This is a genomic window from Leptospira hartskeerlii (assembly GCF_002811475.1).
Classification (GTDB): Bacteria; Spirochaetota; Leptospiria; order Leptospirales; family Leptospiraceae; genus Leptospira_B; species Leptospira_B hartskeerlii.
In genome coordinates this window covers 123,551-136,861 of the sequence record NZ_NPDL01000002.1, presented here as the reverse complement: position 1 = coordinate 136,861, position 13,311 = coordinate 123,551, and the positions used below count along the sequence as shown (strand labels likewise).

General features: G+C 40.5%; 13 protein-coding genes. 5 read left to right on the top strand and 8 right to left on the bottom strand.

Annotated features, from left to right (window positions below):
* Positions 1 to 43: 43 nt before the first annotated feature.
* Positions 44 to 382, bottom strand: a complete 339-nt coding sequence (locus CH352_RS03530) for a DUF1292 domain-containing protein (RefSeq protein ID WP_100705628.1) — start codon at positions 380 to 382, stop codon at positions 44 to 46.
* Between the two features lie 185 nt (positions 383 to 567).
* On the opposite strand from CH352_RS03530, the gene CH352_RS03525 reads away from it, so the two are divergent.
* Complete coding sequence (locus CH352_RS03525; protein ID WP_100705629.1) at positions 568 to 3,054, top strand: ATP-binding protein; 2,487 nt, start codon at positions 568 to 570, stop codon at positions 3,052 to 3,054.
* Positions 3,055 to 3,281: 227 nt separating this feature from the next.
* On the opposite strand, the gene CH352_RS03520 is transcribed toward CH352_RS03525, so the two are convergent.
* Genes CH352_RS03520 through CH352_RS03505 form a run of 4 tightly spaced genes read right to left on the bottom strand, consistent with a single transcriptional unit; the run spans position 3,282 to position 5,957 of the window.
* Positions 3,282 to 3,572 carry an HNH endonuclease gene (locus CH352_RS03520; RefSeq protein WP_100705630.1) on the bottom strand — a complete coding sequence of 97 codons (291 nt, stop codon included), beginning with the start codon at positions 3,570 to 3,572 and terminating at the stop codon, positions 3,282 to 3,284.
* 3 nt (positions 3,573 to 3,575) lie between these two features.
* Positions 3,576 to 4,562, bottom strand: coding sequence for a type I phosphomannose isomerase catalytic subunit (locus CH352_RS03515; protein WP_100705631.1), 987 nt, complete (start codon positions 4,560 to 4,562; stop codon positions 3,576 to 3,578).
* A 6-nt stretch (positions 4,563 to 4,568) separates the two neighbouring features.
* On the bottom strand, positions 4,569 to 5,237 hold the full coding sequence (locus CH352_RS03510) for a J domain-containing protein (protein ID WP_100705632.1): 669 nt from the start codon (positions 5,235 to 5,237) through the stop codon (positions 4,569 to 4,571).
* A 27-nt stretch (positions 5,238 to 5,264) separates the two neighbouring features.
* The gene (locus CH352_RS03505; protein ID WP_100705633.1) at positions 5,265 to 5,957 is read right to left on the bottom strand and encodes an LIC_12936 family protein; all 693 of its coding nucleotides are present in this window, start codon (positions 5,955 to 5,957) and stop codon (positions 5,265 to 5,267) included.
* A gap of 117 nt (positions 5,958 to 6,074) precedes the next feature.
* On the opposite strand from CH352_RS03505, the gene CH352_RS03500 reads away from it, so the two are divergent.
* Entirely contained in the window at positions 6,075 to 6,407 is a 333-nt protein-coding gene (locus CH352_RS03500) for an STAS domain-containing protein (protein WP_008595407.1), read from the top strand.
* Positions 6,408 to 6,410: 3 nt separating this feature from the next.
* Here the strand turns inward: CH352_RS03500 and CH352_RS03495 are convergent, their stop codons facing one another.
* The gene (locus CH352_RS03495; RefSeq protein ID WP_100705634.1) at positions 6,411 to 7,034 is read right to left on the bottom strand and encodes an LIC10729 family protein; all 624 of its coding nucleotides are present in this window, start codon (positions 7,032 to 7,034) and stop codon (positions 6,411 to 6,413) included.
* 35 nt (positions 7,035 to 7,069) lie between these two features.
* On the opposite strand from CH352_RS03495, the gene CH352_RS03490 reads away from it, so the two are divergent.
* The gene (locus tag CH352_RS03490) at positions 7,070 to 8,002 is read left to right on the top strand and encodes a bifunctional riboflavin kinase/FAD synthetase (protein ID WP_100705635.1); all 933 of its coding nucleotides are present in this window, start codon (positions 7,070 to 7,072) and stop codon (positions 8,000 to 8,002) included.
* A gap of 24 nt (positions 8,003 to 8,026) precedes the next feature.
* Here CH352_RS03490 and CH352_RS03485 read toward each other — a convergent pair whose 3' ends face one another.
* Positions 8,027 to 8,584 carry a hypothetical protein gene (locus tag CH352_RS03485; protein ID WP_100705636.1) on the bottom strand — a complete coding sequence of 186 codons (558 nt, stop codon included), beginning with the start codon at positions 8,582 to 8,584 and terminating at the stop codon, positions 8,027 to 8,029.
* 219 nt (positions 8,585 to 8,803) lie between these two features.
* Between CH352_RS03485 and CH352_RS03480 the strand changes: the two genes are divergently transcribed.
* Positions 8,804 to 10,549, top strand: coding sequence for a SpoIIE family protein phosphatase (locus CH352_RS03480; RefSeq protein WP_100705773.1), 1,746 nt, complete (start codon positions 8,804 to 8,806; stop codon positions 10,547 to 10,549).
* On the top strand, positions 10,546 to 12,336 hold the full coding sequence (locus CH352_RS03475; RefSeq protein WP_100705637.1) for a SpoIIE family protein phosphatase: 1,791 nt from the start codon (positions 10,546 to 10,548) through the stop codon (positions 12,334 to 12,336). The genes CH352_RS03480 and CH352_RS03475 overlap by 4 nt, the downstream gene beginning before the upstream one ends.
* On the opposite strand, the gene CH352_RS03470 is transcribed toward CH352_RS03475, so the two are convergent.
* Entirely contained in the window at positions 12,333 to 13,301 is a 969-nt protein-coding gene (locus CH352_RS03470; RefSeq protein WP_100705638.1) for a hypothetical protein, read from the bottom strand. The two genes, CH352_RS03475 and CH352_RS03470, sit on opposite strands and share 4 nt — an antisense overlap.
* Between the last annotated feature and the right edge of the window lie 10 nt (positions 13,302 to 13,311).

Below are 13,311 nucleotides of genomic sequence, written 5' to 3'. Positions count from 1 at the left end.
AAAAAAACTATTTTCAAAACAAAAATCAAAACCATTGGACCCATTAGACCACATCAGAGTTCAGTTCGTACAATAAATCTTCTAACTCTCTCGGGTCGGTGACTTCTACCAATCTGTCTTCTCCGAATTCATCTGCTTCTATCTTCACAGCAAAATATCCGAAACTTTCTTCTCCTTTTAAAAATCCTACATCTAGATTGATGAAATCAGTTTCATCTTCTGAAGAGGGTATGAGTAAAAAATATTGGTGCTCGTCCAACTCTACTACTTCTCCTACGATAAAAGAATATGGATTTCCGTCCTCATCCAACAAGTGCAGAAGTTCATCGCCTAACTCCTCATGCTCTGTGGATTCTGTTTCCTTATCGTAAGATTCCAACATAGAGATCGCTCCGTGTAATAAAGATCGGCCCAAAAAAGGATCCGGCTTTGCCGTAAAAGGTGGACAAACCTGAAAATCCGTCGTTTATAGGATGAAATTCCGTCATTCTTGACGGAAATTCCAAATCTCCACTTGCAAAAATCTTAAAGATGCCGCATTTGGTGATACTCCGGCAACGGACTGATATGCATTCGAGTCGTGTAATTTTCCCGATTTTTATTCTCTGCCTTCTACTCTCCTGGAATTGCGGTAGGACAGATTATGATTTGGGAGAAATTCGAGAAGGTAAACTAGACGCAAAAACCTGGGACCCGAACAAAACCATTCTTTCTTTGAGAGGAGATTGGGAATTGGTTCCAGGAAAATTTTTGGCATCAGAACCTGAGCCATTACAGATCCAAGACACGATCTACGCGCCTATTCCTCAGATCTGGAATGAATTCACCAAAGACGGAAAACTTTTATTTCCAAACGGAAAAGGTTTCGGGACCTACTCCTTACATCTGCAACTTCCTGAAAATTGCCCTGAGTTGATGTTAAAAGTCCCGGATTTAGGAACTTCCTACTCAATTTATGCGGATGGAAAACTTTTAGAAACTGTGGGTAAAGTAGGAAAAACTCCGGAGACCTCGGTACCGTTCCTGCAGACTTCCATAGTTCTTCTTCCTCAAAATTTGAAAAGATTGGATTTTGAGATCTCCAATTTCGCTCATATCAACGGAGGTCTCTGGTTTACTCCTGAGATCGGGATACCTTCTCTTATATTAAAAAAATTGCATTATAGCCAAGCGATGGATGTGGCAAGCTCTGCGGCGGTTTTGGTTCTTGCGATCTATCAGATCATGGCCTTTCTCAGAACAAGGGAAGAAAAAAGCCAATTATACTTTGCATTATTCTCCTTAGCTTCCGTGTTCCGATTTTTCCTAACCGGAAATCGATTATTCAATTATATATTCCCAGAGGTGCCTTGGGAAATCAGTTATAGATTGGAATATTTGAGTACTTATGTTCTTTGTTCAGGATTTTTGTCCTATTCTGCTACAGCATTTAAACAGGATTTCCATCCCAAAACGGAAAGGATCTCTATGATCATAATGCTATTTTTCTCAATTCCCACTCTGGTATTGCCTGCAGAATATTATGCGAGATTACTATTTCCATTCCAATTCACAATTCTGATAGGCGGGGCTTACACTCTATTAGGTTGCGCGAGAGCAGTCATCCATGGAAGACCAGGTTCCAGATTTTTCTTAGTTGGGATCTCGTTCATAATCATTGCTGGAATAAACGATATCCTGTCCTCAAATTATATATTAAATAATCATTACATACTTGCACCGGCAATCTTTCTGTTCATATTCTTTCATAGCCTTGGCTTTTCATTTTCCTTCTCAAGAGTTTTAAGGACTTCTATGGAAGCAGAAAAGGGATTACAGATCGCCAACCAAAACCTGAATGAATTGAAAACGGAATTGGAAAACAAAGTAGAATCAAGAACAGTACAGCTTACTGCCGCAAAAGAAAAAGCGGAATGGGAAGCCAAATATAGATACGACTTCCTGGCAATTATGAGCCATGAGATCCGCACTCCCCTGAACGGACTCTTGGGAACTTCTAATCTTCTGTCCGAAACTTCCTTAACCCAAGAGCAAAAAGAATACGCGGAGATTATCCAAGCATCAGGAGAGAATCTTCTCCACTTAGTGAATCAATTATTAGATCTTTCTAAAATAGAAAACCATCGTTTCGTGTTGGAGATCCTGCCATTCGACCCGTTTGCCGTTTTGCAAAGGGCCGCAAGGATGGTAAAGGCCAGAGCGGAAGAGAAAAGGGTTTTAGTGGATATTTCTTATCCGGAGCATCATCCTGGAATATTCTTAGGAGACGAAGGAAGGATCCAACAAGTACTCTTAAATCTTTTGAGTAACGCTATCAAATTTACCGGCTCCGGAGGGAAAGTCAGCCTTGGAGTTCGTTTTTATGGAGAAGATCTTTTTTCCAGAGTTTTGGAATTCTGGGTAGAAGACGATGGAGTCGGGATCGCAGAAGAACAAGCAGCAATATTATTCGAACCTTTCGTTCAAGCGGACTCTTCTGTCGCTAGAAAATTCGGAGGAAGCGGACTGGGTCTAACTATCTCCAAAAAATTAGTAGAGCTTATGGGAGGAAGTATCCGAATCACAAGTTCTCCAGGAAAAGGATCTAAATTTTCCTTTTTACTTCCCTTCCCGCAAGAAGAACCTGAAAAACAAGAATTGGAAGAAGAGGCAGCTCCTCCTATCATTCTACCTCCTCTCAAAATCCTACTCGTGGAAGACCAAGAATTTTCCAGAAGAGTTGCATTCGACATTCTCACTAAGCTCGGAATGAAAGTACATTCTTTAGGAATGGGAAAAGACGCACTTGTTCAATTAGATAGAGAAACTTACGAAATTATACTTTTAGATATCGATCTTCCTGATATTAGCGGCTTAGAAGTTTCAAAGAGAATTAAGGAAACTTATGCTCATCCACCTTATCTTGTTGCCTGGACAGCCCACGCGTTGCCAGGTTCGGAAGAATTTTTTGAAAGTTCAGGATTCGATTCTTATCTCAAAAAACCTTCTCTTAAAAGGGATTGGATCCTATTTTTAGAAAGATATGTGCTAAGTAGACCGAAACCCGCAGGTTAATTATTCAAAATGCGTAATATATTCTTTTTTATTTTTGTATCGCTCGTGCTGCTTGGATCTTCCGACTGTAATTCCGGAGGAAGGCAAGATTGTGGTAGGGCAACTCCTAGCGATAAAAAGACTGGGGAGATGTTACAGGCAGCATGTTTGACAAATCCGAACAATAAAAATATCTGCGATCTATATTTGTTGGAAGCAGTCTTCCATACGCATTGCTGGTAGGATAATCAGAATTCTTCGAAAGGAAGTTTGTTCTTTTTGGAATTATTGCAGTCTTTACAAGCAGGAACCAAATTAGCTTTAATAGACTTTCCTCCTTTTGCTAAAGGAATCAAGTGATCCATGGTGAGTTCGTCAGGCGGAAATTTTTTGCCGCAGTAATGACAGATCCCGTCCGCTTTCTTTTTTCTCCACCAAGGAGTTTTGCGCAATTCTTTCGCGATTTGTTTTTGTTTTTTGATCTCGGATTCGCTTACCCAAAGAAGAGGCTCTTCCGAATATTCTCCTGGACCGCTCATAAATTAAGAATATTGGATCCAATCAGAACCTGGACCGGACCAGGCCAAACGTAAGAAAGAAGATTTAGATTCGCAAGTCACTCCTTCTTTGATCCCGAAAGCAGTAACTAAAACAGTATCTCCTGTTTTCAGATCCAGGTCTTCTAATTTACATTCTCCACTTAATACCATCAAAACGTGGAACACAGGCTCGGACGAAAAAGAAGGAAGAGAAAATTTCTGAGTAGAATCGATCTCTAAAATTTCCATTCTGAACTTATCATTTGCAGTTAGAACCGAACGATTAAATTCGAAAGAATCGATCCGTTTAGGATCCAATCTGTCTTTTGGATCTGCGGAAGAAAAATCCAAAACATCCAATGCTTTTTTAAGATGTAACTCTCTTGGTCTTCCGTAATCATACACTCTATAAGTGGAATCAGAAGATTGTTGGACTTCCATCAAAAGGATCCCGCCACCGATCGCGTGGATTCTTCCTGGGTTTAAAAGAAAAGAATCCAGTTCCTTTACTTCTACTTCGTTTAAAATTTCTTCTACTCTGTTTGTTTGTACGTATTCTGAAAATTCTTCTTTATTTGTTTGTTTAGAGAATCCGCAAACTAGTTTAGAACCTTTGTCTGCTTGTAAAACTGTCCAAGCTTCTTTTTTACCTGCACTTTCAGGATCAAACTTCTCCGCGTATGCGTCGTCCGGATGGACTTGTACTGATAATTTTTCCTTAGCATCAATCAATTTGATCAATAATGGAAAGTTCTGTCCTTTAAAAGGTTTTCCAAGCACTGTCTCGTAATTGGAAGTATATACTTCTCTGAAGGTTTTTCCGGAACATTCTCCGTTCGTAATTTTGGAAAGATCTGAACCGTAATCCGAAATTTCCCAGGACTCGCCTATATCTCCCGAAGGGATAGAACGTCCCAATACGGTTTCTAATTTTCTACCGCCCCAGATTTTTTCCTTATAGATGGGCTCGAATTTTAAAACCTTCTGCATATATGCCTATTTTTTTTGACCCTGGAAGAGTTCAATTTTAACTTTTAAGATCCGCTTCTTGAAATGAGTAAATACATCGGGGCGAAACCCGGATAGATCCAAGGTGTAGATCCTGCCCGGGATCAAAGTCCCTGGTTCGGGGCTCCATTTTAGGTATCTGTAACTTTTGTAACTGCCCTTTCCACCGCAGGAGGCGCAGTTCAGATCCGAACCTCTACATTCAGGGCACATGGTTCTAACTACCAAAGGAATGGCAGCGAATATTCTACCCAATAACTCTTCCGGTTTGAGGCAGATCCGAATATCATGATAGATACCTGTGTATTTTTTGCGATCCCTGCTTCTCATTCCGGCGCGAAGAAGGCCCCTTCTTGCAAATTCAACCGCTTGGGTGGCAAATAAGATCCTAGATGGTGGGATCAAATGGATTCCATTTTTTGCATGTTCTTGTCTTTTACGGATCTTAAATTCTTGATCGAAACGAGAACGTTCTTCCGGTTTAGAAAGTATTTGATAGGATTCTAAAACTTTTAAGAACACAGGTTTGGAACCTGTGAGCCTATTGTCCGGATGGAAAATTTTGGCGAGTTCTCTATATCTATGTTTAATAGATTCCTGGCTTGCACCGAAGCCAAGGCCCAGAACCCTGTAATGATCTGTCCAGGCCGAACTCATGATAAAATTTTAGACTCTAAAAATGGTTTAACGATTCGAATTATATTCTTGGAAGGAACCACCACTTTCCAATCCGTCAAGCATAGTGTCCACATCCTTCCTATCTGCACGGATCGTTCCTTCCACATACTTGTCTATTGCTTGAACCACTTCTGCAAGATTGTCACGATACGAACGAACAAACTTAACTCTTTGGTTCGGGCTCCTGATATTACCGAGACTATACACTTCTTCTTTTGTTCCGGCATCCGTTTTTCTTTTCACAACTAAGACAATATTGGAAGGATCGGAGGCGGCAACCTTCTCATTTTTTAATTCTCCGATCTCATCGTTGATCGGTCTGAGTTTAGTAACCAGCGATTTTCTAGTGATAAAACGGACTCCATCCAGTTTTAGGGAACCTTCTCCCCCCGAAACTTTTAGATAAAACTTTTTATCGATTAAATATCTGTCGCGGACCGGAAAATTGAAAGTTTCCATCGCAGGAACAAACTGGAAATACTCATTATCAATAATTTTTTTCCTTCTGTTAAGGAAAGGGAGCATATCCTCTATTCTTTTATGAAAATCTTTGATGTCTTTGGTCAGTCCTTCTATGTCACGGACCTGCATTGGCTCGTATGGAAGAACTTTGATCTGACCGTCCTTCTCGAAGTCCTGAGAAAATATTTCCCAAGTGAATAAGGATATCAAAAGAAGTAAGATAGACAGTTTCTTCATTCGTATGAGTCCGGACGATTCCTATATTTAGTGTCGTCCATTCCGTCAAAAAGCCCGGAATTTTCCTAAAAATTCGTTGAATTCCGGCCGGATTCTACGAAAAGGGAAGGGACGGATATGGAAATCAGCATTAGAAAATCCAGCGAAACAAATATAATCAGCCTCTCCGGGAGCCTGGACATCTATACGTCCATAGATCTCAAAAACTTTTTCGAACAGAACATTGATCGAAATAACAATAACGTTGTGATCAACCTGGAAAAGTTAAACTATATCGATTCTTCCGGGATCGGGATGCTGATTAAACAATTGAATTATGTCCAAGAGTTGAGCGGAAAATTTTTCATCGCGAACATGAAACCTGCGATCGAAAAAGTTTTCAAAGTGGCGGGACTGACTTCTTATTTCCAAACTCTTTCAGAGTCCGAATTCACCAGCCAGTTTCCCTGATCTTCAAGGATATTCTGGGGCTGTGTACGACAAAAACACGTCCCAAACTCCCCAAAATCTACCCTTTTCTCCCGCTAACGGTGTAAGATTCAAATTTAGTCTTCCTTCCCTCAACTCGGATGGATCAACTTCGATATATACTGGAGGAGTTCCTGCGTAGATAGACTTGGAGTATAAGTTTACATCCGGAAAGCGGATCGTTCTTTTCAAGATCCCGTTTGCAGAAATTCTAAGCTCTCTATCCGGCAAAATCGCTGCATTTTCCGTCTTGGAAAATAAAGTTAGATCGAAATAAACGTATATAATGTCTTTTCTGTTCGGATTGGCAACGAGTAGGATATCCAACCCGGTTTCAGGGACCATTCTGCATTGGTTGTCGAATAGTCGACCTGTCCCGGAACCTGGAGCCGGATCTTTTCTATCTGGAGCTAATTTCAGACCATTATGATAGGCCCAAATAGAAAGTTCGGGGAAGGTTCTATAATCCTCGGAAATATAGTTTTCTCCCCCCATCGGTTTGGAGAAATTCTCAAAATTTTTCGTTTTCCGATTTTCCTGACTGATCGGACCCTGTCCGGCAGCGGCAAGAATTAAGAATAAGAGAATTGCAATTCGGCGCCAGTCCATCTTTTTAGAATATCGACCGTCCTTTGGAGAGAAACTTGAAAATTCTTAGAAGTCTGGAGAACTTAAAAAGCAACCTAAAGACTTCCACAGTCGTAACTTTGGGGAATTTTGACGGGATCCATCTGGGGCACCAGGCTCTTTTAGAAAGAACCAAGGAAATTTCTCTAGAAAAAGGACTCCCTTCCTGTGTGGTCACCTATTACCCCAACCCTGCGTTAGTCTTAGGAAAGGACAAGGACCTAGGAGGGATCACAACCCAGGCAGATAAGGAAAGTTTAATAGAATCTTACGGAATCGATTGGCTAGTCGTTGTTCCGTTCACTTTAGAATTCGCCCAAATAGAAGCGGAAACATTCTTAAAAGAAATCCTAATTAACCAACTGGGAGCGAAATCCATTCTGATCGGATTCAATCATTGTTTCGGAAAAGGAAGAAGAGGCGATTATGAACTTCTCAAAAAATACTCCTCCGAATTCGGATACGATCTGCAAAAATTAGATCCTGTGTTTCTTGGCACCACAAAACTTTCTAGCTCCTATATTCGCTCCTTATTGAGAGAAGGTAAGGTAGAAGATGCGGAAGAATGTCTCGGAAGAGAATTTTCAGTCACAGGAACGGTTGTCCATGGCCACCAAAGAGGAAGAACCATAGGATTTCCTACTGCTAATGTGCAACCTTTGCCTGAACTTATTCTTCCCGGAGTTGGAGTCTACGCAGGAAGAACTGAAATAGAAGGTAAAACTTATCCTTCTATGATCAATATTGGAAATAATCCTACTTTTGGCGATCAAGCAGTCACATTAGAAAGTCATATATTCGATTTTTCTGATGATATCTATGGGAAGAAGGTAAACGTCATTTTTACCCAAAAGATCAGAGAAGAGATCAAATTCCCCGGTGTAGATGCCTTAGTCTCCCAATTGAAGAAGGACGAGACTCTTTCCAGAAGGATCCTGCAAGAAAGATAATAGTCTGGATCGTATAATATTTTCTTAAAGTTTAAATCCGCCGAATAAAGGAATTCCCTTTCTTCCTAAAAGGATCCCTTCCAAATCCTTGGGAGGAGTATAGCGTAGAATATTGGCAAATAGATGAGTAGGAATATGATCGGCCCAATTCGGTACGGATTGAAAGAATGGGTCCCAATATAAGGAGTCTGAGTCCTCTTCTTCCGCCCAAACAATCTCTCTTCCGGCAAATTCCTCGAACCAAGACTTTAAAGAATTCAGCAAATTTGATTTATTTAAAACACCGATCCCTTTCGAAAAATCCAAAAGGTATTTTGGAGAGTATTTTGCCTGACAGGACTCGTTAGAACAGGTGATATAGCTGACTTCTTCCAGGAATGCAGCCCAATCCCTGAGTCTTCCTCTGGACTTGTACCAAGGAGTTTTGCTAATTACCCCGCATTCAGGGCAGATACATACAGGAGTGAGAGTGACTCCCTTCAGGGAAAGTATGGGAGCTTCTTTAAAAGGATACGATATTGATTCTTGGATCAAATAATCGGAGCTAGGTTCCATCGTTCCTACCAAATCCAGTCCACTCATTCGATTTTCCTCTTAGGCCGTGACGGAGCGTTAGTCGCGTCAATCCTATATACAATGTCGTCTAACGCAATTAATTTTCTTAATAAACAAATCCTAATTTTTCGGGATTTTGACTCTCCAAAAACTACGGTTTTCCGGCCCAAAAAAGGTCCGTCGACAAGTCATTCGGGATTGATTCCGAATTAGGACCCGGTTAGGATGCCTCGAAGCTTCGGGCCTATGAATTATTACCTTTTTCTGCCAATAAGCGCTCTAATCATAAATACTCTTCTTATTTCATATGTTTTCGCGAGAAGGTTCCGAAGTGCGGTCATCCGAGACTTTTTACGATTCGTTCTATTCTTAAATCTTTGGCTGGTTTCTTATATTTTATATTGGAGTATGCTTCCTCCGGAATGGATGACTCCTATTTTTAAACTTTCTTGTTTTACCTGGATCCCAGTTGGCCTCTTATTTTTAGAAACGGTATATAGATTTTTAAACATTCGTTCGACAATCCTTCTCCCATTCTTTCGCTTTGCTGTGGTGCTGACCATCTTCCTGACAGCTTCTACTGATTGGATCATCAAAGGTTCCATTTTATACGATTGGGGATACGAATTAGAGCCTGGGATTTTGTTCGTTCCATTCAGCACGGTCGCAGTGAGTGGTCCTGCGATTTGGGGACTATATCTTCTTTTAAAAGAAAGGTTTAGGACAAAACAAAGAAAGATCAGACAACAATTAAATTACTGGATCTGGGGCACAACGATCGCATTAGGGATCAGCGCTTATACTGAACTGTTCAACCTGGACGAACAAGGTAGATTTTTATTCGTTCCTTTGAGTCCGGCAGCGATCAGTATACAAGCGTTCTTCATTTTTGTTGCGATCACACGATACGGTTTTTTAAATATCAGTTTAGAAAGGATTGCTGTAGAATTGTTCCGAGACATCCACGACGGAATTATTCTTACAAAAGAAAACCACGAGTTCTTTTTTGCAAATCAAGCGGCGATCGCGATCTTAGACGGCTCTCCTTCTAAAGAAGGTTTATTCAAACCGGAATGGCATTTTGCAAATTATAGGGAAGAACAGGATCATATTCCAAGAGACTACCAATTAATAGGCAACTCAGTATTACAGTTCATAGAGCTAACTGTTTCTGAGATCAGGATCACGGAGAATGAATCGGGGACCTTATATCTATTGCGTGACATCACCGAAAAAAAGGCAGCCCAAGAAAAAATCCACCAACTATATTCACAAATCGTAAACGACTTGGAGATTGCTCGAGTTACTCAAGCTTCTATCATTACCCAAAAATTTCCGGATAAGGGTTCTTATAGGATCCATTCTTTTTTCCAACCCATAGACAAGGTGGGCGGGGATATGCTGAGAGTAATTGAACATCCCGAAGAAAGAGTAGATATACTATTTGCAGATGTTTCCGGACACGGAATAGCGTCTGCGATGGTCGGAGGAATGCTTTCTATCGCGTTCCAGATCGTGTCGGATAAAAAACTTTCTCCCAAGGAAAGTTTATCCGAGATCCATGAAATGCTTTCTAAGGTTGTATTACACCATCACATCTCCGCAGTCTATACAAGTTTTTATCCTAACGAAAACAGAATCCGGTTCTCTTATGCGGGACATCATCCTATGCTTGTATTCAGAGAAGGCAAAATTTATCCACTGGAAGGAGAAGGTAGGATCTTACTCGCAGTCAAGGAACTACATCTGAACGATTATCATTTCGATCTACAACCTTCGGACAGATTATTATTCTATTCTGATGGTTTATATGAAGTGAAGAACGGTCTAGGAGAAATTTTCGGTTACGAAGAATTCTTAGACTGGATCGGAACAATGGCGGACAGAGATACTCGATCTCTATTAGAAGCAGCTCATAGAAAGGCATTAGAATTCGGGAACGGAAAACACAATGACGATTTGGCGATGTTGGCTTTGGAGATCGGGCCATGAATCCATATCTGATCCTTCCATTATTCGCATTATTTATCAATCTATGGTTGTTCACTTATGTTTTAGCGTTAAAAGGAAAGCATAAAGTAGTTCATCTATACCTTTTATATTCCGGGGCATTAAGTCTCTGGATCATTTCCATCGTTTTGTATTGGTCATTCTTACCTTTCCATTGGATGACTTGGATCTTTAAGATCAGTTCCATTTCCTGGTTATTAGTTGGTCCTTTATTTTTAGAGTTCGTATTCGCATTTTTATCAAAAAACCCGAATATAGTTTTATATCTTTTGAGAGGATTAGCGCTCGCAATTTTTCCGATCACATTGACGACCGACTGGATCATCGCAGGAGTAGAAAGAAAATACTGGGGAGACATGCTCATCCAAGGCCCACTTTACGTGTATGGGATCAATCTTCTCACTGTTTCTCCTCCTGTGTACGCCATCTTTCTTTTGATCTTTGAATCCAGAAAAGAAGAGATAGGATTCAGAAAACAATGTTATCTTTTGGCATTCGGAACATTTCTATCTTCAGTACTTGGATTTTTGACAACAGTACTCCCTCGGATCTTATCCCAAGGAGATCTGCATTATCCTCCTTTGAGCGGAAGTGTAAGTGTGATCCAATCCGCCTGCGTATTTATCGCAATTGCAAAGTATGGCTTTTTAGAGATCCGATTAGAAAAGATAGCGCTCCAATTGTATGCAAAACTTAGAGAAGGCGTTATCCTATTGTCAGCTTCAGACGATTTGCTATATTGGAACGAAAGCGCAAAAGAAATGTTAGGTTTTCCTAAAATAACTGCTGCTCCGGAAAAACTGGATCTAGGAAAATTTTTAGAAGGATTTACAAGAAGGCCCTTCTCCAGGATGGACTTCAAAAGAAAATTTTCAGAAACAAAACAAATCTCTCCTGACGAAGATATGCTCCCCTCTTCGAATTCAGTTTATTTAGAAGTTTCCAAATCGGAAATCCCGATCTCAGGCAAAGACTTAGGGAGAGTGTATGTTCTCCGAGACATCACTGAAAAAAAAGAGGCGTCCGAACGGATCAATATGCTCTATTCAAGAGTGATCCAAGACCTGGACATCGCAAGAGAAGTACAGAATACGATAACAACTCGTGATTTTCCTTCTTCGCATAAATTCAAAATATTCTCCTATTTCCGTCCTTACGATCACGTAGGAGGGGACGTTCTGAATTGTTCCGAAAGTGCAGACGGAAGCCTGGAGATCTTATTTGCAGACGTTTCAGGACATGGGATTTCATCAGCAATGGTGGCCGCAATGGCATCCATCTCTTTTAACGTATTTTCCAGAAAAGGAAATAAGCCTAAGGAAGGCTTACTATTCACGAACGATCTACTTTCTTCCGTAGTAACCCAACATTTTATCTCCGCAGTTTTCCTTAGATACGATCCGAATACAAGAATATTAGAATATAGTTATGCAGGACACCATGCAGGACTTCTTCTCAGAGATGGAGAAACCTTGGATCTACAAGGAAAAGGAGGAGTCTTACTCGCGGTTGGAACTCCAATTTTGGAGGATTTTCAGATACAACTAAAACCTGGAGATAGAGTATTATTGTATTCTGACGGTTTATTCGAGGTCAGAGGATCAAAAGGAATTCCTATGGGCAATACTACTCTTGTGGAAGCTGTAAAAAAACTTTCTTATCAAGATTCGGATAGCCTGATCCGCTCCTTAGTATCCTATTCGGAATCCTTCGGAGACGGGATCATGACTGACGATCTCACGTTATTCTGCTTAGAAATTACGGATTAAACCGCTAAAGAATCCGCTTGCTCTTTTACTTTTTCCAAAAATGGAAGAAATTCATCCAGAACGGCAGGTATCTCATACTCGATAATATCCCCGGCACGAATGATATCTTTTTCTTCCAGTGCCAAAGCAACAGATGCCAAAGTATCGTTTAAGTCGTTTGTCTTTTCTTCAAAAGTCCTTTCTGCAATTTGGATCTTGGAGAAGTCCATACCTGGAAGTTTTTGTCTTAAAGTGATAAAGGAAGTCAGAAGTACATTGATCTGAGAAACAGACTGAGTAAGAAGATGTGTTGCCACCTCGTCTTTTCCAGCCTGATAACTTTCGTTAACTTTTACGAAACTTTCTTTCAAAGCAGGAACTGCCTTGATGAAAGTATCTAAAATTTCTCTTAGAGTAGGAAGTTCTAGATCTAGAACAGAAGCCCTTGCGACCAGATCCATCACAAATAATTTCAGGTCCCGCAAATATTCCAAAAATTCTTCGATCGCAGTGGTTCCATCCAGTTTGGAAGAATTGCGACTCAATTCATCTAGGATCTCACTTACTGTAGAACCGGTTCCCATTGGTTTGATCTGATCGTATTTCAGTTTTAAAAGTTTACCTGCAGATTCCAAAAGACTTCGGATCCATTCGATCCCGTCTCCTAACTCCTTGGATTCTTTTTCAGTCAAAGAATCTCTACCAAGTAAAGTAGTTCCGACCTTATCAACATAAGAATCCAACTCGTGAAGAGAACTGATCAAAATATCCAATTCCTCTCCCACAAAAAACTCCATTTTGGAGGCATTTGAAATGGAAGAATCACGCATTGTGTTCTGGGTAAATTCCTCACCGTCCACAACGCAGGATAATAAAAATTTACCGTTAGTTTCCACCCAACGACGTACCGCGTCGAAAACCTCTCCAAGGTTCTTTTCATTTTCAATGACGCTTTCCAATTTTTGCTCGTTTACGAATATTTCCACGGTGATTCCT

What these genes read in the sequence shown, in the direction of transcription:
- CH352_RS03530 (WP_100705628.1), bottom strand. Translation starts at nt 382, where the DNA reads ATGTTGGAATCTTACGATAAGGAAACAGAATCCACAGAGCATGAGGAG.
- CH352_RS03525 (WP_100705629.1), top strand. Translation starts at nt 568, where the DNA reads ATGCATTCGAGTCGTGTAATTTTCCCGATTTTTATTCTCTGCCTTCTA.
- CH352_RS03520 (WP_100705630.1), bottom strand. Translation starts at nt 3,572, where the DNA reads ATGAGCGGTCCAGGAGAATATTCGGAAGAGCCTCTTCTTTGGGTAAGC.
- CH352_RS03515 (WP_100705631.1), bottom strand. Translation starts at nt 4,562, where the DNA reads ATGCAGAAGGTTTTAAAATTCGAGCCCATCTATAAGGAAAAAATCTGG.
- CH352_RS03510 (WP_100705632.1), bottom strand. Translation starts at nt 5,237, where the DNA reads ATGAGTTCGGCCTGGACAGATCATTACAGGGTTCTGGGCCTTGGCTTC.
- CH352_RS03505 (WP_100705633.1), bottom strand. Translation starts at nt 5,957, where the DNA reads ATGAAGAAACTGTCTATCTTACTTCTTTTGATATCCTTATTCACTTGG.
- CH352_RS03500 (WP_008595407.1), top strand. Translation starts at nt 6,075, where the DNA reads ATGGAAATCAGCATTAGAAAATCCAGCGAAACAAATATAATCAGCCTC.
- CH352_RS03495 (WP_100705634.1), bottom strand. Translation starts at nt 7,034, where the DNA reads ATGGACTGGCGCCGAATTGCAATTCTCTTATTCTTAATTCTTGCCGCT.
- CH352_RS03485 (WP_100705636.1), bottom strand. Translation starts at nt 8,584, where the DNA reads ATGAGTGGACTGGATTTGGTAGGAACGATGGAACCTAGCTCCGATTAT.
- CH352_RS03480 (WP_100705773.1), top strand. Translation starts at nt 8,804, where the DNA reads ATGAATTATTACCTTTTTCTGCCAATAAGCGCTCTAATCATAAATACT.
- CH352_RS03475 (WP_100705637.1), top strand. Translation starts at nt 10,546, where the DNA reads ATGAATCCATATCTGATCCTTCCATTATTCGCATTATTTATCAATCTA.